General features: G+C 73.4%; 21 protein-coding genes, 1 tRNA gene and 1 riboswitch. Of the genes, 15 read left to right on the top strand and 7 right to left on the bottom strand.

The genetic code is table 11. The features are described 5' to 3' along the window. Positions 1–13: 13 nt before the first annotated feature. From HMPREF2863_RS10235 to HMPREF2863_RS10220, 4 genes are all read right to left on the bottom strand, one after another. Positions 14–1,420 (bottom strand): NAD-dependent succinate-semialdehyde dehydrogenase, encoded by a 1,407-nt coding sequence (locus tag HMPREF2863_RS10235; RefSeq protein WP_067189156.1) that lies wholly within the window; start codon positions 1,418–1,420, stop codon positions 14–16. A 65-nt stretch (positions 1,421–1,485) separates the two neighbouring features. Further along, positions 1,486–2,148 (bottom strand): DNA-3-methyladenine glycosylase I, encoded by a 663-nt coding sequence (locus tag HMPREF2863_RS10230; RefSeq protein WP_070639831.1) that lies wholly within the window; start codon positions 2,146–2,148, stop codon positions 1,486–1,488. A gap of 47 nt (positions 2,149–2,195) precedes the next feature. Beyond that, on the bottom strand, positions 2,196–2,780 hold the full coding sequence (locus tag HMPREF2863_RS10225; protein ID WP_070639828.1) for a hypothetical protein: 585 nt from the start codon (positions 2,778–2,780) through the stop codon (positions 2,196–2,198). Positions 2,781–2,784: 4 nt separating this feature from the next. Continuing rightward, the gene (locus HMPREF2863_RS10220) at positions 2,785–3,021 is read right to left on the bottom strand and encodes a hypothetical protein (RefSeq protein ID WP_070639824.1); all 237 of its coding nucleotides are present in this window, start codon (positions 3,019–3,021) and stop codon (positions 2,785–2,787) included. Between the two features lie 206 nt (positions 3,022–3,227). On the opposite strand from HMPREF2863_RS10220, the gene HMPREF2863_RS10215 reads away from it, so the two are divergent. Further along, entirely contained in the window at positions 3,228–4,604 is a 1,377-nt protein-coding gene (locus HMPREF2863_RS10215; protein WP_070639821.1) for a YjiH family protein, read from the top strand. A gap of 136 nt (positions 4,605–4,740) precedes the next feature. Here HMPREF2863_RS10215 and thiC read toward each other — a convergent pair whose 3' ends face one another. Continuing rightward, positions 4,741–6,495 carry a phosphomethylpyrimidine synthase ThiC gene (gene thiC, locus HMPREF2863_RS10210; protein WP_067189164.1) on the bottom strand — a complete coding sequence of 585 codons (1,755 nt, stop codon included), beginning with the start codon at positions 6,493–6,495 and terminating at the stop codon, positions 4,741–4,743. Position 6,496: 1 nt separating this feature from the next. After that, a riboswitch (TPP riboswitch) is annotated at positions 6,497–6,609 on the bottom strand. 156 nt (positions 6,610–6,765) lie between these two features. Here thiC and thiD point away from each other — a divergent pair. After that, positions 6,766–7,578: a bifunctional hydroxymethylpyrimidine kinase/phosphomethylpyrimidine kinase gene (gene thiD, locus HMPREF2863_RS10205; RefSeq protein ID WP_246828878.1), complete on the top strand. Its 813-nt coding sequence runs from the start codon at positions 6,766–6,768 to the stop codon at positions 7,576–7,578. Positions 7,579–7,635: 57 nt separating this feature from the next. Here thiD and HMPREF2863_RS10200 read toward each other — a convergent pair. Continuing rightward, positions 7,636–7,708, bottom strand: a tRNA-Arg gene (locus tag HMPREF2863_RS10200). Positions 7,709–7,751: 43 nt separating this feature from the next. Next, positions 7,752–8,453, bottom strand: a complete 702-nt coding sequence (gene thiE, locus HMPREF2863_RS10195) for a thiamine phosphate synthase (protein WP_070639819.1) — start codon at positions 8,451–8,453, stop codon at positions 7,752–7,754. 161 nt (positions 8,454–8,614) lie between these two features. Here thiE and HMPREF2863_RS10190 point away from each other — a divergent pair, with 161 nt between their 5' ends. The 13 genes from HMPREF2863_RS10190 (at position 8,615) to HMPREF2863_RS10130 (ending at position 24,330) form a co-directional block, all read left to right on the top strand. Next, positions 8,615–9,985 carry an FAD-dependent oxidoreductase gene (locus tag HMPREF2863_RS10190; RefSeq protein ID WP_070639817.1) on the top strand — a complete coding sequence of 457 codons (1,371 nt, stop codon included), beginning with the start codon at positions 8,615–8,617 and terminating at the stop codon, positions 9,983–9,985. After that, a complete protein-coding gene (thiS, locus tag HMPREF2863_RS10185; RefSeq protein ID WP_067189167.1) occupies positions 9,982–10,227 on the top strand; it encodes a sulfur carrier protein ThiS in 246 nt (81 codons plus the stop codon). The genes HMPREF2863_RS10190 and thiS overlap by 4 nt, the downstream gene beginning before the upstream one ends. 2 nt (positions 10,228–10,229) lie before the next feature. Beyond that, entirely contained in the window at positions 10,230–11,099 is an 870-nt protein-coding gene (locus tag HMPREF2863_RS10180; RefSeq protein WP_305791291.1) for a thiazole synthase, read from the top strand. Next, entirely contained in the window at positions 11,096–12,439 is a 1,344-nt protein-coding gene (locus HMPREF2863_RS10175; protein WP_246828877.1) for a HesA/MoeB/ThiF family protein, read from the top strand. The genes HMPREF2863_RS10180 and HMPREF2863_RS10175 overlap by 4 nt, the downstream gene beginning before the upstream one ends. Then, positions 12,436–14,106, top strand: coding sequence for an arginine--tRNA ligase (argS, locus tag HMPREF2863_RS10170; RefSeq protein ID WP_070639814.1), 1,671 nt, complete (start codon positions 12,436–12,438; stop codon positions 14,104–14,106). The genes HMPREF2863_RS10175 and argS overlap by 4 nt, the downstream gene beginning before the upstream one ends. 11 nt (positions 14,107–14,117) lie before the next feature. Beyond that, entirely contained in the window at positions 14,118–15,641 is a 1,524-nt protein-coding gene (lysA, locus tag HMPREF2863_RS10165) for a diaminopimelate decarboxylase (protein WP_083315370.1), read from the top strand. A gap of 77 nt (positions 15,642–15,718) precedes the next feature. Then, positions 15,719–17,041: a homoserine dehydrogenase gene (locus HMPREF2863_RS10160; RefSeq protein ID WP_070639811.1), complete on the top strand. Its 1,323-nt coding sequence runs from the start codon at positions 15,719–15,721 to the stop codon at positions 17,039–17,041. A 7-nt stretch (positions 17,042–17,048) separates the two neighbouring features. Further along, entirely contained in the window at positions 17,049–18,161 is a 1,113-nt protein-coding gene (gene thrC, locus HMPREF2863_RS10155; RefSeq protein ID WP_070639808.1) for a threonine synthase, read from the top strand. Then, complete coding sequence (gene thrB / locus HMPREF2863_RS10150; protein WP_070639806.1) at positions 18,161–19,114, top strand: homoserine kinase; 954 nt, start codon at positions 18,161–18,163, stop codon at positions 19,112–19,114. The genes thrC and thrB overlap by 1 nt, the downstream gene beginning before the upstream one ends. Positions 19,115–19,375: 261 nt before the next feature. Next, complete coding sequence (gene rho, locus HMPREF2863_RS10145; protein ID WP_180525309.1) at positions 19,376–21,355, top strand: transcription termination factor Rho; 1,980 nt, start codon at positions 19,376–19,378, stop codon at positions 21,353–21,355. Positions 21,356–21,470: 115 nt separating this feature from the next. Then, a complete protein-coding gene (gene prfA / locus HMPREF2863_RS10140; protein ID WP_070639801.1) occupies positions 21,471–22,565 on the top strand; it encodes a peptide chain release factor 1 in 1,095 nt (364 codons plus the stop codon). After that, positions 22,562–23,491 carry a N5-glutamine methyltransferase family protein gene (locus HMPREF2863_RS10135; protein ID WP_083315369.1) on the top strand — a complete coding sequence of 310 codons (930 nt, stop codon included), beginning with the start codon at positions 22,562–22,564 and terminating at the stop codon, positions 23,489–23,491. Before prfA ends, HMPREF2863_RS10135 begins: the two co-directional genes overlap by 4 nt. 26 nt (positions 23,492–23,517) lie before the next feature. Next, the gene (locus HMPREF2863_RS10130; protein WP_083315368.1) at positions 23,518–24,330 is read left to right on the top strand and encodes an L-threonylcarbamoyladenylate synthase; all 813 of its coding nucleotides are present in this window, start codon (positions 23,518–23,520) and stop codon (positions 24,328–24,330) included.

The raw sequence follows: 24,330 nt of genomic DNA, 5'->3' as shown, positions 1-24,330 counted from the left end.
TCTGTCCGCGGCGTCAGCCCTTCACGGCGTAGAGACGCTTGTTGGCGAACTCGTCGATGCCGAGCGGGCCGAGCTCGCGGCCGAAACCGGAGCGCTTCACGCCGCCGAACGGCATCTGGGCGCCCATGGCGGCGTCCATGTTCACGTTGGCCATGCCGACGTGCAGGCGGGAGGCGACCTGCTTCGCCTGCTCGGTGTCCGTGGAGTACACGGCGGAGCCGAGGCCGAAGGCGGAGTCGTTGGCCAGGTCCACGGCCTCGTCCGCGGAGGAGACCTTGTAGACCACGCAGGCCGGGCCGAAGAGCTCGTCGCGGTAGGCGGCGTTGTCCTCGTCCACATCGGTGATGACAGCCGGGGAGAGGTAGAAGCCGCCGCCGGCCGGGCCCTCGACGCGCTCGCCGCCCACGTGGACGGTGGCGCCGCCGGCGCGGGCGTCGGCGATCTGCTTCGCGAGGCCGTAGGCCGCGGCCTCGGAGGACAGCGGGCCGTAGATGTCGGTCTCGCGGCCGGTCGGGTCGCCCGGCCTGAGGGCCTTGACCTGGGTGACGAGCTCGTCCACGAAGTCCTCGTAGAGGTCCTCCATGACGATCATGCGCTTGTTGGAGTTGCAGGCCTGGCCCCAGTTGCCCATGCGGCGCTGCAGCGCCTCGCGGGCCGCCTCGCGGGCGTCCGCGGCGGAGAGCACGATGTACGGGTCGGAGCCGCCGAGCTCGAGCACGCACTTCTTCAGGTGGCGGCCGGCCTGTTCGGCCACGGCCGCGCCGGCGCGCTCGGAGCCGGTGAGGGAGACGCCCTGCACGCGCGGGTCCGCGATGATCGTGGACACCTGGTCATGCGAGGCGAAGAGGTTCTGGTACACGCCGGCCGGCAGGCCCGCCTCGTCCAGCAGATCCTGCAGCAGCTGGGCACACTCCGGGGTGATCTCGGCGTGCTTGAGCAGCACGGTGTTGCCGAGCACGAGGTTCGGGGCGGCGAAGCGGGCGACCTGGTAGATCGGGTAGTTCCACGGCATGATGCCGAGGATCGGACCGAGCGGAAGCTTCTCGATGTACGCGGTGCCGCCGTCGAAGTCGGTGATCTCCTGGTGCGCCAGCAGCGTCGCCGCATTGTCGGCGTAGTAGCCGAAGATCTGGGCGGAGAAACGGACCTCGCCGATGGCCTCGCCGAGGCGTTTGCCCATCTCCTTGGTCACGACGGCGGCGATGTCCTTGGCACGCTCGGCGAGCAGCTCGGAGGCGCGCTTGACGATCGCGGCGCGCTCGGACAGCGGCCGGGAGGACCACTGTTCGAAGGCGGCCTGGGCGGCGTCGAGGGCCTGGGCCACCTCGGCGTCGGTGGCGGTCGGGTACTCGCGGACCAGCTCACCGGTGGCGGGGTTCTGGGTGCGGTAGCCGCGGTCGGCGGTGGAGGGTGCGGTCACGTCGGTGACTCCTTCGCTGTCGATAGTCGGGAACGTCGTTCCCCTCCATCCAATCGTCCGGGCGGTCAGTCGGTCCAGATGCCCGACGTTCCCCTTCGCCAGGAGCCGAGCAGGTGGGTGTCCACCACGCCCACCGCCTCCATGAGGGCGAAGCAGGTGGTGGGTCCGACGAACCGGAACCCGTGCCGCTTCAGGGCCTTCGCCAGGGCGCGCGATTCCGCCGAGGTCGAGGGCACCTCGTCCATGCGTGCCGGGGCGGGCGTCTGCGCGGGCTGGTGGGCCCAGACCAGTCCGGGCAGGCCACGGTGCGGACGGTCGCCCGCCCCGTCCCAGCCGTGTCCCGCCCCGGGAGAGCCCGGATGCAGCGGGGCGAACTCCTCGTCCCGGATCGCCAGCGTGGCCTGCGCGTTGGCGATCGCCGCGGCGACCTTCAGCCGGTTCCGGATGATCCCCGGATCGGCGAGCAGGGCCCGGACCCGCTCCGGGCCGAACGCGGCCACGGCCTCCGGGTCGAAGCTGGCGAAGGCCTCACGGAAGGCCGGGCGCTTGGCCAGCACGGTGCGCCAGCTCAGCCCGGACTGGAACGCCTCCAGGCTCAGGCGCTCGTAGAGGCCGGCCTCGTCCGTGACGGGCAGGCCCCATTCGGTGTCGTAGTACTCGCGGAGCATCTCGTCCGCCGTCGCCCAGGGTGGGCGGGCGAGGCCGTCGTCGCCGATCACGCAGTCCATGGCACCACCGTAGGGCGCCGCCGGAGCCGTCCTTTCGAGACATCCGCTCAGAGCCGCCCGAGGACGCCCTTCCAGAAGGCCTTGGCCTCGGTGACGGCCTCCGAGGACGGGAGCCTGGCGTGGCCGAGGGCCACAGCGGCCTTGGGTGCGGCGCCCTCGGCGACCTTCTTGTCGTTGATCGTCACGGCCACGGAGGTGCCGTCGGTGAAGTCGGCGCGCCAGTAGCGCCACTTCTCGGTGGCGGAGGTGCGCGGTTCGCCCTCCAGCGTCCAGGCGGCGCCGTCCTCGGCCAGCACCGCCGGGAAGACCTCGACCACCCGCTCCAGCGCCTCGTCCATGGTGCCGGCCACGGTGCGGGAGACGTTGGCGTCGAAGGTGCCGTCCTTGCGCTGGCCGGGCAGCCGGCGTCCGATGTGCTGCTCGTAGGCCACGGCGATCCCCTGTGCCCACCACTCCGGGTTGGAGCAGCCGCCCTGCTCCCGGATGGCGGCGAGGGCGTGCTCCGCCAGTCCGCGGTGGTCCAGCTCCTTCCCGCCGGCGGCGTCCAGCCGGGCGGTCCAGTCCTCCCACGCGATGGAGGTGGCCTTGACGAGGGCGTCGATGTTCGCGCCGCGGGCGGCGAGGGTGCTCATGGGTTCAGGCTACGTCCGCCGCGTCCTTCCGGGCCATGGCCCAGCGCGCGAGGACCAGCACGATGATCACCATGCCGGCGTAGCCCAGCGCCGGGTAGACCAACCCGATGAGGTCGGAGAAGCCGATCAGGGACAGCACCACGGCCACCGCTCCGGCGATGCCCAGCGGCCCGGTGGGCCGCAGCTGCCGATGGAAGCGGCCGTCGTCGTGGGCGGGCTCGGTGGCGGCGGAGGAGGTCATGCGGTCACCGTAACGCCTGGGGGAGAGGTTCGTGTGAGACGGGACGCACCGACCGGGTCCCTCGCGCTCCCGACGGCGGCTCCCTCGCCTTCGGCCGGGCGGCAGGCGGACCCTGCCCCGGTGATTTTGTGGGTCAACTCACGGTGGATACCGTGGGCCGGGTGTCTGAGCGGGGAACGGCCCCGACGACGAGGGGAGAGCACTCCATGACCGAGACCCGCACCGCGGCCGCGTCGGCCGTCGGGTCCCACCGCCGCTCGGCGGCCTGGTTCCTCGTCCCGTCCCTGATCGGCCTGGCCCTGTTCGTGGTGCCGCTGCCGGCCGGCGAGGACGGGGTGTCCATCCCGATCGCGCTGATCGCAGGCGCTCTGCAGGACGTGCTGGCCCCGGCGCGGCCGTGGATCGCGGTGGCCGTGATGGCCGTCTCCGTGCTCGGCGTCCTGGTGGTCGCGCTGACGAAGCCGGACCTGAGCGCCCGGCCCATGGTGAGGTCCCTGTTCGACGTCGGCCCCGTGTGGACCGTCGTCCGCGTGGTGGGCCTCGTGCTCGGGGTCATGACCGCCCTGCGGATCGGGCCGGAGGCGCTCGTGGGCGAGGACACCGGCGGGCTGATCATGGATCTGGTGACCCTGATGGTCACCGTGTTCCTCATCGCCGGCCTGCTGCTGCCGCTGCTGCTGGACTTCGGCCTGCTCGAGTTCGCCGGCGCACTGATGCGCAAGGTCATGCGCCCGCTGTTCACGGTGCCGGGCCGCGCCTCGGTCTCCTCCCTGGCCGCCTGGCTCGGCGACGGCTCCATCGGCGTGCTGATGACCGGCCAGCAGTACCAGGCCGGCCACTTCACCCGCCGTGAGGCCGCCGTGCTGGGCACCACCTTCAACGTGGTCTCGGTGACCTTCACCATCGTGATCGTCGGCCAGCTGTCCCTGCAGCACATGTTCGGCCCGTTCTACCTGACGATCGTGGTGGCCGGCCTGGTGGCCGCCGTCATCATGCCCCGCATCCCTCCGCTGTCCCTGTTCCCGGACGAGCGCTTCCCCGGCGCCCCGCAGGTCGAGAACGAGGACGACACCGCCGCCTCCGACCCGCGCCCGCCGCTGTCCCGTGCCTGGCACGCCGCCCGCCGCCGCGCGGACGAGGTGGGGGTGCGGGAGGTCGCCCGCACCGCTGCCTCGAACGTGCTGGAGATGTGGCTGGGCATCCTGCCGGTGATCATGGCCATCGGCACCGCCGCCGTGCTGGTCGCCGAGCACACCCCGCTGTTCACCTGGCTCGGCGCCCCGTTCATCCCGGTGTTGGAGCTCATGGGCGTCCCGGAGGCCGAGGCGGCCTCGCAGGCCCTGTTCATCGGCTTCGCGGACATGCTCCTGCCGGCGGTCATCGTCTCGGACGTCACCGCGGAGATGACCCGGTTCGTCATCGGCGCCCTGTCCGTGTCCCAGCTGATCTACATGTCCGAGGTCGGTGGCCTGCTGCTGGGCTCGGCCATCCCCGTCCGCTTCCACCACCTGGTCTCGATCTTCCTGCTGCGCACCGTGATCTGCCTGCCGGTGATCGTGGGCATGGCCCACCTGCTGTACTGAGCCGGGTCAGAGGCGGCGGCCCCGGAGAACGACGCCGGCCGGTCGCCTTCCGCAGAAGGCCACCGGCCGTCGTCGCGCGTCAGGAGGGCGGCGGCCGCGCAGGACTGTACCGCCGGCCCGGAGCCGGACTCGCGGCTCAGGCGTCGGCCGCGGTGCGCACGGTGGGCTCGGGCAGGTAGACGCTGCCACCGGCGGCCCTGAACTCCGCGGCCTTGGCGGCCATGCCCTCCGCGGCGATGCGCGCCTGCTCGTCGGCTCCGCCGAACTCGGAGCGGATGTCCTGGCTGATCCGCATGGAGCAGAACTTCGGCCCGCACATGGAGCAGAAGTGCGCGGTCTTCGCCGGTTCGGCCGGGAGGGTCTCGTCATGGAACTCCTCGGCCAGCTGCGGATCCAGGGACAGCCCGAACTGATCGCGCCAGCGGAACTCGAAGCGCGCCTTGGACAGCGCGTCGTCCCGGTCCCGGGCGCCGGGGTGACCCTTGGCCACGTCCGCGGCGTGCGCGGCGATCTTGTAGGTGATCACACCGGTCTTCACGTCGTCCCGGTTCGGCAGGCCCAGGTGCTCCTTCGGCGTGACGTAGCAGAGCATCGCGGTGCCGTAGCGGGCGATCTCGGTGGCGCCGATGGCGGAGGTGATGTGGTCGTACGCCGGGGCGATGTCCGTGACGAGGGGGCCGAGCGTGTAGAACGGCGCCCCGTGGCAGAGCTCCTGCTGGCGCTCCACGTTCTCCCGCACCAGGTGCAGCGGGATGTGGCCGGGGCCCTCCACCATCACCTGCACGTCGTGCGCCCACGCCCGCTCCGTCAACTCGGCGAGCGTGTCGAGTTCGGCGAACTGGGCGGCGTCGTTGGCGTCCGCCACGGAGCCCGGCCGCAGGCCGTCGCCCAGGGAGAACGCGACGTCGTAGCGCGCGAAGATCTCGCAGAGCTCGTCGAAGTTCTCGTAGAGGAAGTTCTCCTTGTGGTGGCCCAGGCACCAGCCGGCCATGATGGAGCCGCCGCGGGAGACGATGCCCGTCACGCGGTCTGCGGACAGCGGCACGTGGCGCAGCAGCACGCCGGCGTGGACGGTCATGTAGTCCACGCCCTGCTCGCACTGCTCGATCACGGTGTCCCGGAAGACCTCCCAGGTCAGGGCCTGGTGGTCCCCGCCGACCTTCTCGAGCGCCTGGTAGATCGGCACGGTGCCGATCGGCACCGGGGAGTTGCGCAGGATCCACTCGCGGGTGGTGTGGATGTCGTCGCCCGTGGACAGGTCCATCACGGTGTCTGCGCCCCAGCGGGTGGCCCACTGCAGCTTCGAGACCTCCTCGGCGATCGAGCTGGTCACCGCCGAGTTGCCGATGTTCGCGTTGACCTTCACGGCGAACGCCTTGCCGATGATCATCGGCTCGGACTCGGGGTGGTTCACGTTCGCCGGGATGATGGCGCGGCCGGCCGCGACCTCGGAGCGCACCAGCTCCACGTCCACGCCCTCACGCAGGGCGACGAAGCGCATCTCCGGGGTGATCTCGCCGCGGCGGGCGTAGTGCATCTGCGTGACGCACGCGCCCTCCTTGGCGCGCAGCGGGGCACGGCGCTCGCCGGCCCACTCCTGCGAGGCGGCGCCGCGGCGCACGGCCGAGCGGCCGTCGTCGAGCAGGTCGCGCTCGCGGCCGGTGTACTCCTCCACGTCACCGCGGTCGCGGATCCAGTCCTCGCGCTGTGGCGGCAGGCCCTGCGCCGGGTCGCAGCCCGGACCCATCGTGCGGTAGACCCGCAGGGGCTCGTTCGGGGTGCCGTCCGGGGAGTCGTCCTGGGTGATCTCGGTGACGGGGACGCGGATGCCGTGCTCGGCGTCCTCGAGGTGGGCGAGACGGTGGGTGCGGTAGTTCTCGGGCGCGGACATGCGCCATCACTCTCCTTCTTCCTTCGCCGGCATGATCCGGACAGGTTCAGACGGTTGTCAGGCGGCATCAGCCCGATCTCAGTCCCGTGCCGTGGGACTCCCGTGGGGGTGCCCTGGACGCTAGCACAGTCCGTGGCGCGCGTCTCATCTCACCGGTTAGGGTGCGTGGCGACGACGGAGGGAGACAGGCAGATGACGGAGGAGACGGGCGCCCCTGCAGCGGCCGCAGCAGGCGTGCCAGCCGCAGCGCGCGCACAGGCGGTGCCGCGGGTGCTGAGCATCGCAGGATCGGACAGCGGCGGCGGCGCCGGGATCCAGGCCGACGTGAAGACGATCGCGGCCTGGGGCGGCTACGGGATGACCGTGGTGACGGCCGTGACGGCGCAGAACACGCAGGGTGTGCAGGCGGTGCACCCGCTGCCGCCGGAGGTGGTGCAGGACCAGCTGGATGCGGTCGGCTCGGACATCGCGGTGGATGCCGTGAAGGTCGGCATGCTCGGCTCGCCGGCGGTGATGGAGGTGGTCTCCGCGTGGCTGGAGGGTTGCGCGGCCCCGGTGGTGCTGGATCCGGTGATGGTCGCCAGCAGCGGGGACAGCCTCACCGCCGTGGACGCCGCCGCGTGGGTGCGGCTGTTGGACGCCGCCGACCTGGTGACACCGAACCTGCCGGAGCTGGAGATCCTCACCGGGGAGAGGCTGCCGGACTGGGAGAGTGCCATGGAGGCCGCCGGAGAGCTGGCGGCACGGCACGCGGTGACCGTGCTGGTCAAGGGCGGCCATCTGGACCCGGACGAGCATCCGGCCGGCGTGCCGGACGCGCTGGTCGTGCCGGGGGAGGACGCCGTCGTCGTGACGGGGCCCTGGCAGCGCGTGCGGTCCACGCACGGGACCGGCTGCACCCTGGCCTCCGCGCTGGCCACGCTCGCCGGCGCCCGGCTCGACTGGGAACAGGCGCTGCGGCAGGCCAAGCCGTGGCTGGCCGAGGCGATGGGCCGGGGTGAGGCGCTCGCGGTCGGCAGAGCGGAGCTGCCCGGCTGGCACGGTCCCGTGGACCACGGCTGGCGGGAGCGCGGGCGGCGCTGAGAACGAGAGGAGCCGGGTCCGCGCATCGCTGCGTGGACCCGGCTCGACGTCGGTGAGTGCCCCCGGCAGGAATCGAACCTGCGGCCTTTGGTACCGGAAACCAACGCTCTATCCCCTGAGCTACGGAGGCGGGGGTCGGCGCGCGTCACCAGGACGCGGCGGACTCGACAACACTACACCATCGCCTGGCGCAGCGCCCGTGCCGCAGCCTCCGGGTCCTCGGCCTGGGTGATCGCGCGGACCACCACGATCCGCTCGGCTCCGGCCGCGCGCACCTGGGGCACCTGTGGCACATCGATGCCGCCGATGGCGAAGAACGGGGACGGCTTCCCGCCGCCGGCGGCGATCTGCGTGCTTCGGGCCGCGGCGTGCTGCGGCAGGCGGAGCCCCACGGCGGGGCGGCCGGGCTTGGTGGGGGTCGGCCAGATCGGACCGGTGCAGAAGTAGTCCAGCCCCTCGTCGGCCAGAGCGGCGTCCACCTGCTCCGGGGTGTGACAGGACCGGCCCAGCACCACGTCCGGGCCGAGCACGGCACGGGCCTGCTGCGTGGTCAGGTCCGTCTGACCCACATGGAAGACGTCCACGCCGGCCAGCCGCGCCACGTCCGCGCGGTCATTGGCGGCCACCAGGGCGCTGTGGGCCTCGGCGGCCTCGCGCACCAGGGCCAGCGCCTGCAGCTCCACCGCCACGGGCACCTGTTTGTCCCGCACCTGCAGGATGTCCACTCCGCCGGTGAACACCGCGCGGCAGAACGTGGAGAAGCGGTCCTTCTCCAGCCCGCCTCCGGCGTCCAGGAACCGGGCCAGATCCGTGCACAGGTACAGGCGGGCGTCGGCGAGGCGGTCACGCAACGCAGCGGGATCGGTATGGGCCATGACACCACTGTGGCAGACTGGGTGCCGTTCCATGGGAGCCCGGGCCGAGACCGCCGGGCTGAGAGGGCCACACGGCCGGGACCGCCCCACCGGGCTTCCCGCGGCAGGCCGACCATCTGACTCGATGCGGATCATGCCGCCGTGGGGAGGAGACCGAGGGGATGCGTGTCCTCGTCGCCGGTGCCGGGATCATCGGCCTGACCACCGCCGTGGGCCTGCGTGCCGCCGGGCACGCCGTCCAGCTCGTGGCCCCCGAACTCGCCGCTGTCCTCGCCGGGCCGGCTCCGGACCCATCCCGGCTGAGAGTCGCCGGGGCCACACACGCCGCCGCCGGAATGCTCGCCCCGGTGGCCGAGACCCAGCACGGCCAGGACGCCCTCGGCCCGCTGCTGCGCCGGGCTTGGGCCGGCTGGCCGGCACTGATCGAGCTGCTCACCGCCGCCGGCGCCGGCTCCACCGGGCATCGCACCGAGGGTTCATGGATCGTCGCCGCGGACGCCGCCGACCGGGACGCCTGGGCCCACCTGCTCGCCCGCACCGGTCCCGACGACGGCCGCCTCACCCCCGTCACGGCCCGCGCCCTGCGCTCGGCCTCACCCGCCCTCGCCCCGGGACTCGCCGGCGGCTGGGACGCTCCGGACGACCACCAGGTGGACCCGCGGGCGCTCGCCGCGACCCTGCTGCGTGCCCTGATCCGCCCCGCCTGCGACGTCCTGCCTGGGCCGTCGGCTCGACTCACCGCCGGACAGGTGACCGAGGCGGTGCAGGAGGAGGAGCACGTGCGAGTCCGGATCCGTTCGGCCGGTGACGGCGGGGTGCAGGGCGACGCGCCAGGCGAGTCCGTCCCCACGGCCGATGCCGGCCGGCGCCCCGAGGCGGCCGGCGAGGCGGAGGCCACGGCCGACGTCGCGGTCCTGGCCGCCGGGCTGGGGCACGGTCTGATCGCCGGGGACCCCACCGCGACCCCGCTGCCGCTGCGCCCGGTCCACGGGGACGTGCTGCGCCTGCGTGCGCCGGCCGACCAGCTGCTGCCGGGCGAGGACCACCTGCTCGACCGCACCGTCCGCGGGCTCGTCCACGGCCGGCAGGTGTACCTCGTGCCACGGGCGGACGGCACGCTGGTGGTCGGCGCCACCGCCCGGGAGGACCGGCTGGCCGGCACCCGTGCCGGCGGCGTGCTGGACCTGCTGCAGGACGCCTGCACCCTGGTGCCCGCCCTGCGGGACTGCGAGCTGCACCAGGTGCACACGGCCGCGCGCCCCGGCACCCCGGACGACCGCCCCTGCCTCGGCGCCCTCCCGCACGCACCGCGGATCGTGGTGTCCACCGGCTACCACCGCCACGGCATCCTGCTGGCTCCCTGGGCCGCCGAGGCCGGGTGCGCGCTCGCCGAGCACGCCGGCGGCGTCCTGCCGCAGATCGATCCGGCTCTGGCCGCCACCCTGGCCGCCGCGGACCCCGCCCGGTTCGACGGCACCTCGGCCCACGCCCCGACCACCTGCCAGTCCGACGCAAGGAGCGCACACGCATGAGCACCCTGACCCTGACCCTCAACGGGAAGTCCGCTGAGGTCCCCGCCGGCACCACGTTGCGGCAGCTCGTGGCCGAGACCATCGGCCGCGAGGTCGCCGTTGACGGCACCGCGGCCGACGGCGGCCGCCTCGGTGTGGCCGTGGCCGTGGACCGCCACGTGGTGCCGCGCTCGGCCTGGGACGCCACGGTGCCGCGGGACGGTGCGGCCGTGGACCTCGTCACCGCTGTCCAGGGAGGCTGAGCGTGGACACCGCTGCGGATACCGCCGTGCCGGACGGGAGCGGGTGCAACACCGCCGTGCCGCCCCTGCGGATCGGCGGGTACGAGCTCGCCTCCCGCCTGATCATGGGCACCGGCGGCATCACGGACCTCGCCGCTCTGGAACGTGCGCTGGTGGCCTCCGGCACCACGCTCACCACGGTCGCCCTGCGCCGCTGGGCCACGGACACCCGCGCCTCTCTGGTCCAGCTGCTGGACCGCCTCGGCATCGACGTGCTGCCCAACACCGCAGGCTGCCACACCGCCCGGGACGCCGTGCTCACCGCCCGGCTGGGCCGGGAAGCCCTGGAGACGGACCTGGTGAAGGTGGAGGTCATCGCGGACGAGCACACCCTGCTGCCGGACGTGGTGGAGACCCTCGAGGCCACCGAGCGGCTGGCCGCAGACGGCTTCACCGTGCTCGCCTACACCTCGGACGACCCCGTCACCGCCCTGCGCCTGGAGCAGGCCGGCGCCGCCGCCGTCATGCCCCTGGGGTCGCCCATCGGCTCCGGGCTGGGCATCCTCAACCGGCACCACCTGGAGCTGATCGTCGCCCGGGCCGGTGTGCCCGTGGTGCTCGACGCCGGCGTCGGCACCGCCTCGGACGTCACCCTGGCCATGGAGGCCGGGTGCGACGCCGTCCTGGCCGCCTCCGCCATCACCCGCGCCGCCGACCCGGCCCGCATGGCCTCCGCCTGTCGGCTCGCTGTGGCCTCCGGCTGGCACGCCGCCCGGGCCGGGCGGATTCCGCGCCGTGAGCACGCCCGGGCCTCCTCGCCGCGGGTGGGCCGGATCGACCCGACGCCGGACGCCGCCGGGGAAGGGGACGCGCACGGAGGGCAGGGGCGGTGAGTCGGACCCCACTGGATTCCCCGCAGCATTCCTCCCGGCCCCGCGGGGGCCCGCAGGGCCTGGAGGACCTGGACGACACCCAGCTGGAGCGCTTCTCCCGGCAGCTCACCCTGGACGGCTTCGGTCCCGAGGCACAGCTGGCGCTGCTGCGCTCCCGCGTGCTCGTGGTCGGCGCCGGCGGGCTCGGCTCGCCCGTGCTGGCCTATCTTGCCGCCGCCGGGGTGGGGGAGATCCACGTGGTGGACGACGACGTGGTGGACCGCTCCAACCTGCACCGCCAGGTGATCCACGGCGAGTCCACCCTGGGGGAGCCCAAGACCTCCTCGGCAGCGGCGCGGATGCGGGAGCTGCACCCGCAGTGCCGGGTGGTCGAGCACCCGGTGCGACTCACGGCGGCCAACGCCCTGGAGCTGATCACCGGCATGGACCTGGTGGTGGACGGTGCGGACACCTACGGCACCCGCTACCTGGTGGCCGACGCCTGCGAGATCGCCGGCGTGCCCGTGGTGTGGGGAGCGATTCTGCGCTTCGCCGGGCAGCTGTCCCTCTTCGCCCCGGGCCGTACGCGCTACCGGGACGTCTTCCCGGAGGAGCCCGAGCCGGGCCAGGTGCCCACCTGCGCCGCCGCCGGCGTGATCGGCGTGCTGCCGGGCATCGTCGGCTCCCTCATGGCGGCCGAGGCGATCAAGCACCTCGCCGGCGTGGGGGAGACGCTCACCGACCGGCTGCTCACCGTGGACGCGCTCACCCTGCGCTTCACCACCCTGGCCCTCGCCCCGGATCCGGCGCGCCCACCCGTCACGGACCTGAGCGAGCACGAGGCGCACGGCGCTCCCGGATGCGCCGCCGTCGTCGAGGATCAGGGACGGCAGGACGGCACAGCCCCTGCTCGTGCCGACGGCGCCGATGCCGCTGCGCGGGGACGAGCCACGGGCGAACTGGCCCCCGCGGCGCTCGCCGCCCTGTTCGCGGACCCTCAGGCCCGCGCGGGCCTGATGCTGGTGGACGTCCGGGAGGGGTGGGAGCGACGGGTGGACCGGATCGAGCCGCCCGAAGGCGTTGCCGACCGTCACCTGCCGCTGGACGAGCTGCTGGCCGACCCGCAGCGGCTCCGACCCGACGGCGCGCGGACCGTGGTGCTCTGGTGCGCTTCCGGCGCCCGGTCCGCCCGCAGTCTCGCAGCGCTCGCCGATGCCCGCCCAGAGCTCGCGGACACCCTGCACACGCTCGGCGGGGGACTGGCTGCGTGGCGGGACGAGGGCCGCCGGGAACCCACCGGCCGGACCCCCGCGCCACAGGACGACGCGCAGGACGTCCCGCCCCTAGACTTGGCCCCGTGAAGCCTGAAGAACTCGCCTCCCTGATCCATGCCCAGCTGCTGGCCGCCGTCGAGGACGGCGCTCTGCCGGAGACCCTCCGTGAGGAGCTCTCGGAAGATCGCGTCCGCGTCGAGCGTCCCCGCAGCCGCGAGCACGGAGACTGGGCCACCAACGTGGCCATGCAGTTCGCCAAGAAGGCCGGCATGAACCCGCGCGAGTTCGCCGCCGTCCTCGCCGAGCGCGTGGGCGCCCAGGAAGGCGTGGCGAAGGTCGACGTGGCCGGCCCCGGCTTCCTCAACATCACCCTGGACGCCGCGGCCGCCGGGCAGCTGGCCCGCCAGATCGTGGAGGCCGGCGAGGCCTACGGCCGCAACGACGCCCTGGCCGGCCACGTGGTGAACATGGAGTTCGTCTCCGCCAACCCCACCGGCCCGCTGCACATCGGCCACACCCGCTGGGCCGCCCTGGGCGACGCCATCACCCGCCTGCTGCGCGCCTCCGGAGCGGACGTCACCGCCGAGTACTACGTCAACGACGCGGGCAACCAGATGAACGTCTTCGCCGACTCCGTGCTCGCCCGCCTGCACGGGCGCGAGGTCCCCGAGGGCGGCTACCCCGGCCAGTACGTGCAGGACCTCGCCGACCAGGTGGCCAAGGACCACCCGGACGTCCTGGACCTCACGGACGAGGCCGCCCGCCCGGTGGTCCGCGAGGCCGCCTACGAGCTGCAGATGCAGGACATCAAGGACACGCTCACGGCCTTCGACGTGCACTTCGACGTGTTCACCTCCGAACGCCGCCTCCACGACACCGGCGCCATCGGCCAGGCCGTCGAGCGCCTGCGGGAGCAGGGCCACGTGGAGGAGCGCGAGGGTGCCGTGTGGCTGAAGACCACCGCCTTCGGCGACGACAAGGACCGCGTCCTCATCCGGGCCAACGGCGAACCCACCTACTTCGCCGCCGACGCCGCCTACTACCTGGACAAGCGCGACCGCGGATTCACCGAGAAGGTGTACCTGCTCGGTGCGGACCACCACGGCTACGTCGGCCGCCTCAAGGCCATCGCGGCCGCTGCCGGCGACGACCCGGCGCAGAACATCGAGATCCTCATCGGCCAGCTGATCTCCGTCAACGGCGCCAAGCTGTCCAAGCGCGCCGGCAACATCATCGAGCTCAAGGACCTCGTCGAGTGGCTCGGCCGCGACGCCCTGCGCTACGACCTGGCCCGCTACCCGGCCGACTCGCCGATCACGATCGACCCGGAGCTGCTGCGCTCGGCCACCAACGACAACCCGGTCTTCTACGTGCAGTACGCCCACGCTCGCGCCTGCAACGCCGCCGAGACCGCCGCCGCCCACGACGTGGACCGCTCCGCGTTCGACGCCTCCCTGCTGACGCACCCGACCGAGGGCGAGCTGCTCGCCCAGCTGGCCGAGTTCCCGTCCGTGGTGGGCATGGCCGCCCGCCTGCGCGAGCCGCACCGCATCGCCCGCCACCTCGAGGTCGTCGCCGGCGCCTACCACTCCTGGTACGCCGCCTGCCGCATCGTCCCCGCCCCGGAACAGGACGGCACCCGCGGCGCAGTGCAGGACGTCAACCGCACCCGCCTCTGGCTCAACGACGCCACCGCCCAGGTCCTGCGCAACGGCCTGGACCTGCTCGGCGTCTCCGCTCCCGCAAAAATGTGAGGAGGCCCGCAATGAGCGAGCCCGACAAGACCACCGGACCGGCCGTCGTCGCAGGGGAGTCCGCGCAGCCCCCGGCCGCGGGCGCCTCCCCGCTGGCCCCGGACTGGCTGCCCGCCCCGGGCGACGCCAACGCGCTGACGGACCGACTGTGGGCCGCCGGCGTGGCGCGCGACGGCGCCGGGCAGCTCACCGTGCAGGGGATCCCCGCCGCCGAGCTCGCGGAGACCTTCGGCACCCCGCTGCTCGTGGTGGACGAGGACGACTTCCGCGCCCGTGCCCGCGCCTTCAAGTCCGGCTTCGACGCCGCCTTCGCCGACCTCTGCGGGGGAGCGGACGTCTACTTCGCAGGCAAGTCCTTCCTCACCCTCTCCACGGCTCGGTGGGCAGCCGAGGAGGGCCTGCGCGTGGACACCGCCTCCGGCGGCGAGCTCGCCATCGCCCTGCGCGCCGGTGTGGACCCGGCGCACATCGGGCTGCACGGAAACAACAAGTCGGACGCCGAGATGCTGGACGCGCTCACCCAGGGCGTCGGCCGGATCATCGTGGACTCCGTGGACGAGCTGCGCCACCTGGCCGAGCTCGCCGCGCAGCACGGTCTGACGGCTCCGGTGATGCTGCGTCTGACCCCCGGCGTGCACGCGCACACCCACGAGTTCATCGCCACCGCGCACGAGGACCAGAAATTCGGCCTCTCCCTGGCCCCGGCCACGGGGGACGACGACGGCAACGTCACCGGGCGCTCGCCGGCCGCCGTGGCCGTGGAGGCGGCCCTGGCCGCGGAGTCCGTGGAGCTGATCGGCGTGCACTGCCACATCGGCTCCCAGATCTTCGAGGCCGACGGCTTCGCCCTCGCCGCCCAGCGCGTGCTCGCCTTCCTCGCCGAGGTGCGCGATGCCCACGGCGTCGAGCTGGCCGAGCTGGACCTCGGCGGCGGCCACGGCATCGCCTACACCGCCGTGGACACTCCGAGGCCGCCGGCGCAGATCGCCGCGGCGCTGGCCGAGGCCGTCCGCGCCGCCACCGCCGAGCACGGTCTGGCCTGCCCGCGGATCTCCATCGAGCCCGGCCGCGCCATCGCCGGCCCCGCCGGCCTGACCCTGTACACCGTCGGGGTCACCAAGACCGTGGACGTGGACGCCCCGGACGGCACCACCGCCGCCCGCCGCTACGTGGCCGTGGACGGCGGCATGTCGGACAACCCCCGTCCCGTGCTCTACGACGCGGACTACACGGCCGTCTGCGCGAACCGCGCGCCGCAGGCCACCCCCGTGCTGTCTCGCGTGGTGGGCAAGCACTGCGAGTCCGGGGACATCGTGGTGAAGGACGTGTACCTTCCGTCAGACGTGGCCCGCGGCGACCTGCTCGCCGTCCCGGCCACCGGCGCCTACACCCACGTGATGGGCTCCAACTACAACGCGCTGCCCCGCCCGGCCGTCGTGGCCGTCACCGGGGGAGCGGCCCGCACGATCATCCGCCGGGAGACGGTCGCGGACCTGCTGGATCGCGAGGTCGACCCGCAGGACCCCGCCCGCTGAGGACGGCGGACGGCACACACCGCACCGACGGCCGCCCCGTGCCGCGCACAGTCGAAGCAACGCCCACCAGGAGGACCATGACGCAGCCGCAGACCACCACCCAGGCCATCACCGTCGCCCTGCTCGGCGGCGGCACCGTGGGATCCCAGGTGGCCCGCATCCTCACCGAGGACGCGGACATGCTCGCCGCCAAGGCCGGTGCTCCGCTGCGCCTGGCCGGCGTGGCCGTGCGCTCGACGGACCGGAGACGTGACTACCAGCTGCCGAAGGACGTGTACACAACGGAGGCCGAGCCGCTGATCGACGGCGCGGACATCGTGGTCGAGCTGATGGGCGGCATCGAACCGGCGCGCACCCTGATCGAGCAGGCGCTGCGGGACGGCAAGGCCGTGGTCACCGGCAACAAGGCGCTGCTGGCCCGGCACGGCGAGGAGCTCTCGGCCATCGCCGCCGAGCACGGCGCCCAGCTGGCCTTCGAGGCCGCCGTGGCCGGCGCCATCCCCATCCTGCGCCCGCTGCGCGACTCGCTCTCCGGGGACCGGGTCACCCGCATCATGGGCATCGCCAACGGCACCACGAACTTCATCCTGGACCGCATGGACAGCGCCGGCGCGGACTTCGCCGACGCGCTGGCCGAGGCCCAGGAGCTGGGCTACGCCGAGGCCGACCCCACCGCAGACGTGGAGGGCCACGACGCCGCCGCGAAGGTCGCCATCCTGGCCACCCTCGCCTTCGGCACGGACTACTCCATCGACGAGGTCTCCTGCGAGGGCATCACGCAGATCACCGCCGCCGACTCCGCCGCGGCCGCGGACGCCGGCTACGTCATCAAGCTGCTCGGCATCGCCGAGCGCCGCACCGGACAGGACGGGACCGAGGGCGCCGTGCTGCGCGTGCACCCCACCATGGTCCCGCGTGAGCATCCGCTCGCCGCCGTCCGCGGCGCCTACAACGCCGTGTACGTGGAAGCGGAGAACGCCGGTGAGCTCATGTTCTACGGCCCGGGCGCCGGCGGAGCCCCCACCGCCTCCGCGGTGATGGGCGACGTGGTCTCGGTGGCCGAGCGCCTCGTGCGCGGCGGCCCGGCCCGCGTGCGCACCTCGATCGCCTCGCTGCCGGCGCTGGACGCCGAGGAGGCCCACACCTCCGTGATGGTGGTCCTCACCGTCGCCGATGCCCCCGGCGTGCTGCGCCGCGTGGCCGGCGTCTTCGAGGGCCACGGCGTCTCCATCGAGGCGATGCGCCAGAACTCCGCCACCGCCGAGGGCGAGAGCGAGGTCCAGCTGCGCATCATCACCCACCACGCCCGCCAGCGGGACCTCGACGCCACCGTCGAGGAGCTGCGCGACCTGGACGTCGTCCGCGGCGTCGTCTCCGTCGTCCGAGTCGAAGGAAAGTGAACACCTGATGGCACATCAGTGGAAGGGCGTCGTCCGCGAGTACGCCGACCGCCTGCCGGTCACCGAGCACACCCGCGTCATCACCCTGGGCGAGGGCGGCACCCCGCTGATCCAGGCTCCGCACCTGTCCGAGCTCGTGGCCGGCGACGTGTACGTGAAGTTCGAGGGCATGAACCCCACCGGCTCCTTCAAGGACCGCGGCATGACCATGGCCATCACGGCCGCCGTGGCCGAGGGGGCCGAGGCTGTGGTCTGTGCCTCCACCGGCAACACCTCCGCCTCTGCCGCCGCCTACGCGGCACAGGCCGGCATCACCTGCGCGGTGCTGGTGCCGGAGGGCAAGATCTCCATGGGCAAGATGTCCCAGGCCGTGGCCCACGGCGCCCAGATCCTGCAGGTCCAGGGCAACTTCGACAACTGCCTCGAGGTGGCCCGCAAGCTCTCCGAGAACTACCCGGTGTTCCTTGTGAACTCGGTGAACCCGGCGCGCATCGAGGGCCAGAAGACCGGCGCGTTCGAGGTGGTCGACGCCCTCGGCGACGCCCCGGACTACCACCTGCTGCCGGTCGGCAACGCCGGCAACATCACCGCGTACTGGAAGGGCTACCAGGAGTACGCCCGACCGTACGTGAACCCGCACCCGGGCACCTCGGACGAGGAGCTTCCGGCCGTGGCCACCACGACGCCGACGATGTGGGGCTTCCAGGCCGCCGGCGCGGCCCCGATCGTGGCAGGCCACCCGATCCTCGAGCCGGACACGATCGCCACGGCCATCCGCATCGGCAACCCCGCCTCCTGGGACCAGGCCACCGCCGCCCGCGACGCCTCCGGCGGCCTCATCGACTCCGTGACGGACGAAGAGATCCTTCAGGCGCACCGCTGGCTCTCCTCCAAGGAGGGCGTGTTCGTGGAGCCGGCCTCCGCCGCCGGCGTGGCAGGGCTGCTCAAGCACCATGCCGCCGGCGACGTGCCCGAGGGCAAGACCTGGGTCATCACCGTCACCGGGCACGGCCTGAAGGACCCGCAGTGGGCCCTCAAGGCAGCCGACGGATCTGACGTCACCCCCGAGTCCGTGGACGTCGACGTGGTCACCGTGGCCAAGGCGCTGGGGCTGTCCTGATGCCGACGCTGCGTGCGCTCCCGGCCGGCCGGTCCGTGCGCGTGGCCGTGCCGGCCACCTCCGCGAACCTCGGCCCGGGCTTCGACACCCTCGGCCTCGCCCTGGAGCTGCGGGACGAGGTGACGTTCACCGTGGTGGACGGCCCCTCGTCCGCCCGCGTCACCGGGGAGGGGGAGGGGGCCCTGCCCGACGACGGCACGCATCTGATCGTCCGCCTCGCCCTGGAGCATCTGGCCATCAGGGGCGCCACGGCGCCCGGTCTCGCCCTGCAGGCCCGCAACGTGATCCCACACTCGCGCGGCCTGGGGTCGTCCGCGGCCGCCGTGGTGGCGGCCCTGGCCGGTGCCGAGGCGCTGCTCGAGCCGAGGGGCCGGCTGGATCCGGCCGGCCTGCTGGACGCGTGTGCGCACCGCGAAGGCCACCCGGACAACGTGGCGCCCGCCCTGGTCGGAGGCGCCACCGCCTCCTGGGTCGACGACGCCGACGGCGGCTTCCGCACCGCCAGGCTGCGACTGCACCCGGACCTGGTGCCGGTGGTGGCGGTGCCGGACGCCCGACTGGCCACCCACACCGCCCGCGGACTGCTGCCGGAGACCGTGCCGCACGCCGTGGCCGCCGCCCAGGCCGGCCGCGCCGCGCTGTTGACGCACGCCCTCGCCGAGGACCCGTCCCTGCTGCTGCCGGCCACCAAGGACTGGCTGCACCAGGACTTCCGTGCCTCTGCGATGCCGGAGAGCGCCCGGCTGGTCCAGGTGCTGCGCCGCGCCGGCCACGCGGCCGTGGTCTCCGGTGCCGGCCCGACCGTGCTGGTGCTCGCCGCCGGCGCGACGGCCGCCGAAGAAGCGGCCGGGCTGTTGCAGGCCGAGGCGGAGTCGACCGCGGCGCGCTGGACCGTGACGGTGAGTGCCGTGGCGTCCGAGGGTGTTAGGGTGGAGACACTCCAACACGGCTGACGGGAGCCGATCCAGGCTTCTGCTGCGGTGGCGGACCCGTCTTCCACACGTCCCGTTCTGGGACATCGGCAAGGACCGGTTCGCAGGCATCGCCGCGACGGCGACGACCACCTCCCCACCCGTGGCGGAGAACCCCCTCTTTTTCACCCGGCCCTCAGGGCTGCCGCAGCGCAGCACGGCCGGAAACCATCGACGAGCCGTGCCCGCAGTGAGCGCGCCACGGCCGAAACCGAGTCAGAAGGACCCTTCGTGACCGAATCCATGGAACAGACCGCCCCCTCCGCGAACGCCGGCGGCGGACTGGCCTCTCTCAAGCTCGCCCAGCTCCAGGCCCTGGCCTCCCAGCTCGGCATCACCGGCAGCCGCCGCATGCGCAAGTCGGACCTGGTGGCCGCGATCGCCGACCACCAGCGCGGCGGTGCCGTGGCCGACCGCGAGGCCGCGGAGAAGCGTGCGGCCGAGAAGAAGGCCGCCGAGCAGAAGAAGGCCGCCGAGAAGACGGAGAAGGACGAGACCGCGCAGGGCGAACAGCGCTCCGAGCGCCCGGCCCGCCGCTCCCGCCGCGTCGACTCGGACGGCTCCGCGCCGGCCGAGCAGCGCGGGGACCGCAAGGACGAGCAGAGCCGGGACGAGCAGAGCCAGGGCGAGCAGGACAGCCGCGACCGTGGCCGCCGGAAGCAGGGTCAGGACGAGACCCGTGGCGAGGGCCAGGACAAGGCCTCCGGCGGCGACCGCGAGGACCGCGGCGACCGCTCTGAGGACGAGAAGAAGTCCGGCAGCCACGAGCGCGAGAACGGCCGCAGGGACAAGGGCGGCCGCAGCAGCGACGAGGACGACCGCGACAACGGCGGCCGCAACGACAACGGCGGCCGGAACCGGAAGCGCGGCGACCGCGACGAGGACGACCGCGACAACGGCGGCCGCAATGACAAGGGCGGCCGGAATCGGAACCGCGGCGACCGCGACGACGACGAGCGCGGTTCGCGTCGCTCCCGCCGCAACCGCAACCGCAACGACCGCAACCGGAACCGCCGCGGCCGCGGCGGCCCCGAGGTGGACGACACCGAGCTGACCGAGGACGACGTCCTGCAGCCGGTGGCCGGCATCCTCGACGTGCTGGACAACTACGCCTTCGTCCGCACCTCCGGCTACCTGCCCGGCCAGAACGACGTCTACGTCTCCCTGCAGATGGTCAAGAAGTACGGCCTGCGCAAGGGCGACGCCGTGGTCGGCGCCATCCGTGCCCCGCGTGAGGGCGAGAAGCGCAACAGCGGCGGCGGCAACCGCCAGAAGTTCAACGCCCTGGTGAAGCTGTCCACCGTGAACGGCGCCCCGGCCGAGGAGGATCCGACCCGCGTCGAGTTCTCCAAGCTGGTCCCGCTGTACCCGCAGGAGCGCCTGCGCCTGGAGACCGACCACAAGCTGGTCGGCCCGCGCGTGATCGACCTGGTCAGCCCGATCGGCAAGGGCCAGCGCGGCCTCATCGTCTCCCCGCCGAAGGCCGGCAAGACGATGATCCTGCAGTCGATCGCCAACGCGATCACCACGAACAACCCCGAGGTCCACCTCATGATGGTGCTCGTCGACGAGCGCCCGGAGGAGGTCACGGACATGCAGCGTTCGGTGAAGGGCGAGGTCATCGCCTCGACCTTCGACCGGCCGGCGGACGACCACACCACCGTGGCCGAGCTGGCGATCGAGCGTGCCAAGCGCCTCGTGGAGCTGGGCCGAGACGTGGTGGTCCTGCTCGACTCCATGACCCGCCTGGGCCGCGCCTACAACCTGGCCGCGCCGGCCTCGGGCCGCATCCTCTCCGGCGGTGTGGACTCCTCGGCGCTGTACCCGCCGAAGAAGTTCTTCGGCGCCGCCCGCAACATCGAGAACGGCGGCTCCCTGACCATCCTCGCCACCGCCCTGGTGGAGACCGGCTCCCGCATGGACGAGGTCATCTTCGAGGAGTTCAAGGGCACCGGCAACATGGAGCTGCGCCTGTCCCGCCAGCTCGCCGAGCGCCGGATCTTCCCGGCGGTGGACGTCAACGCGTCCGGCACCCGCCGCGAGGAGGCCCTGCTCTCCCCCGAGGAGGTCAAGATCATGTGGAAGCTGCGCCGCGTGCTCTCCGGTCTGGAGACCCAGCAGGCGCTGGAGCTGCTCACCAACAAGATCAAGGACACCGCGTCCAACGCCGAGTTCCTCATGCTGGTCTCCAAGACCACCCTGGGCTCGAAGGGCGACGACTAGTCCACACCGCCACGCCGGCCCCGGCGGGAGCACCTGCTTCCGCCGGGGCCGGCGTCGTCGTGTCCGCCCCTGTCCTGTCCGCCGCTGCCCCGTCCCACCCCGAAAGGCCACCGCCGTGTTCGACTCCGTCACCGAGCTGCTCGCCGAGCACCGCGAGCTCACCGAGCGCCTGGCCGACCCGGCCGTGCACGCAGATGCCGCCCTGGCCCGACGCCTGGGGCGGCGGTACGCGGAGCTGGGGGCCGTCGTCGCGGCCCACACCGCGTGGGAGCAGGCGGAGGAGGACCTGGCCGACGCCGCCGAGCTGGCCGCCGAGCCCGGGGAGGACGGCGAGGCCTTCGCCGCCGAGCTGCCCGGGCTCACCGCACGCCGGGACGAGGCCGCCGAGCGCCTGCGCCGCGTGCTCATCCCGCGCGACCCGGACGACGCCCGAGACGTGATCATGGAGGTCAAGGCCGGCGAAGGCGGCGAGGAGGCCGCGCTGTTCGCCGGGGACCTGGTGCGGATGTACCTGCGCTACGCCGAGTCCCGCGGCTGGTCCTGCCAGGTGCTCTCCGCCACGGAATCGGACCTCGGCGGGTACAAGGACGCGCAGATCGCCGTGCGCGGCACGGGGTCCGGCCCGTCCGAGGGTGTGTTCGCGGCCCTGAAGTTCGAAGGCGGTGTGCACCGGGTGCAGCGCGTGCCCGTCACCGAGTCCGCCGGGCGCATCCACACCTCGGCCGCCGGCGTGCTGGTGCTGCCGGAGGCGGAGGAGGCCGAGGAGGTCCGGATCGATCCGCACGAGTTGAAGGTGGATGTCTTCCGTTCCTCGGGCCCGGGCGGGCAGTCCGTGAACACGACCGACTCGGCCGTGCGCCTGACCCACCTGCCGACGGGCATCGTGGTGTCCATGCAGAACGAGAAGTCGCAGCTGCAGAACCGCGAGGCCGCCCTGCGCGTGCTGCGCTCCCGCCTGCTGGACCTGCAGCGCCAGGAGCGCGAGGCAGCGGACGCCGCCGCACGCCACGGCCAGGTCCGCACCCTGGACCGCTCCGAGCGCGTGCGGACCTACAACTTCCCGGAGAACCGGATCGCGGACCACCGCTCCGGTTACAAGGCCTACAACCTGGACGCCGTGCTGGACGGAGACCTCGGCCCCGTCATCGCCTCCCTGCAGGCCCAGGACGAGCAGCGCCGCCTCGACGCCCTCGGCGGGGGAGCGGCATGACCGGCAGCGGCCTGTCCGCGGACGGTGCCGGGCCCGCCTCCGGCGGTGCCCTCCCGCAGCCGGCGACGACGGACTGGCACCTGCTCGTGCGCGGTGCGCTCCGGCGTCTGTCCGGCTCCGGGGTGGACAGCCCGCGGGCCGACGCCGAGCAGCTCGCCGCCCACGTGATGGGTCTTCAGACCGGTGCCGCCCTGGCCCGCATCCTCGCCGGCGCCCAGGCGTCGGCGGACGAGGCCGCGCGCTACGGCGAGCTCGTCGCCCGGCGCGTCGAGCGCGTGCCGCTGCAGCACCTCACGGGCGAGGCCTCCTTCCACGGCGTGTGCCTGCAAGTGGGCCCCGGGGTCTTCCTGCCGCGCCCGGAGACCGAGCTGCTCGTCGAGCACACCCTGGCAGCCGTGGCGGGGATCGACCGCCCCGTGCTGGTGGACCTGTGCACCGGCTCCGGCGCCGTCGCCGCCGCCCTCGCCCACGCCCGCGCCGAGACCGGGCGGCCCGCCGACGTGCACGCCGTGGAGCTGGACCCGGCCGCCCACCGCTGGGCGGCCCGGAACCTGGAGCCGCTCGGCGTCCACCTGGTGCTCGGCGATGCCGCCGCGGCGCTGTCCGAGCTGGACGGCACGGCGGACGCGGTGACCGTCAACCCGCCGTACGTGCCCGACGGGCGGCTGCCGGCCCAGCCGGAGGCTCGCCTCGATCCGGCGATCGCCCTCTACGGCGGCGACGCGGCCGGCACCCGCATCCCCCTGACGATGGCCACGGCGGCCGCCCGGCTGCTCCGGACCGGGGGAGTGCTGACCATGGAGCACGACGAGACCCACGGGCCCGAGCTGGTCGCGGCCGTGAGGGCACAGGGGGCCTGGGCCGACGTCGTCGGGCACCAGGACCTGACCGGACGCCCCCGCTGGCTGCACGCCGTGCGCGCCTGACCGACAGAGAGGACGATGATGGAAGAATGGACCGCGTGAGTGAGCTGATCGACGTCACGGACACCTCCGACCTTCACCACGCCGTGGAGCGTGCCCGGACGGCCCTGGGCAACCGCGAGTGCGTGGTGCTGCCGACCGACACCGTCTACGGCATCGGTGCGGACGCGTTCTCCCCGCTGGCCGTCGCCGTGCTGCTGGCCGCCAAGGGCCGAGGCCGCACCATGCCGCCGCCGGTGCTCATCGCGGACCGCAACGTGATGCAGGGCCTGGCGTACGACGTCCCCGAGGCCGCCGAACAGCTGGCCGCCGAGCACTGGCCCGGGCCGCTCACCCTGATCCTCAAGTCCCAGCCGACCCTTACCTGGGACCTCGGCGAGACCCGCGGCACCGTGGCCCTGCGCGTGCCTGCGGACCCGGCCGCGCGCGAACTGCTCTACGCCGTGGGCCCGATGGCCGTCTCCTCCGCCAACCGCACCGGCATGGCCGCGGCCACCACCGTCCAGGAGGCCCAGGAGATGCTCGGCGAGACCGTCTCCGTCTACCTGGACGGCGGCCCGCGCGCCGAGAACACCCCGTCGACCATCGTCGACTGCACCGTCACCCCCTTCCGGGTCGCCCGCCAGGGCGCCCTGCCGCTCGAGGTGCTGCGCGAGACCGTCCCGGACCTGCTGGCCGAGGGCGAGGACGCCCCGCCGCCGGACACCGCCACCCCCGCCGACCCGGGGACCTTCTCCAGCGTCGACCCCGCCGACGGCGTCCCCGCCCCGGGGAACGGGGGCGCCTCCGTGCCGGAGGAGGCCGCCGAGGACGAGGCCGACGAACACCTGCCCCGGGACTGA

Origin of the sequence: Micrococcus sp. HMSC067E09 (assembly GCF_001812555.1) — a bacterium.
Taxonomy (GTDB): Bacteria; Actinomycetota; Actinomycetes; order Actinomycetales; family Micrococcaceae; genus Micrococcus; species Micrococcus lylae.
Note: the sequence above shows the minus strand (reverse complement) of the source record. Positions and strands in the feature narration are given on the sequence as shown.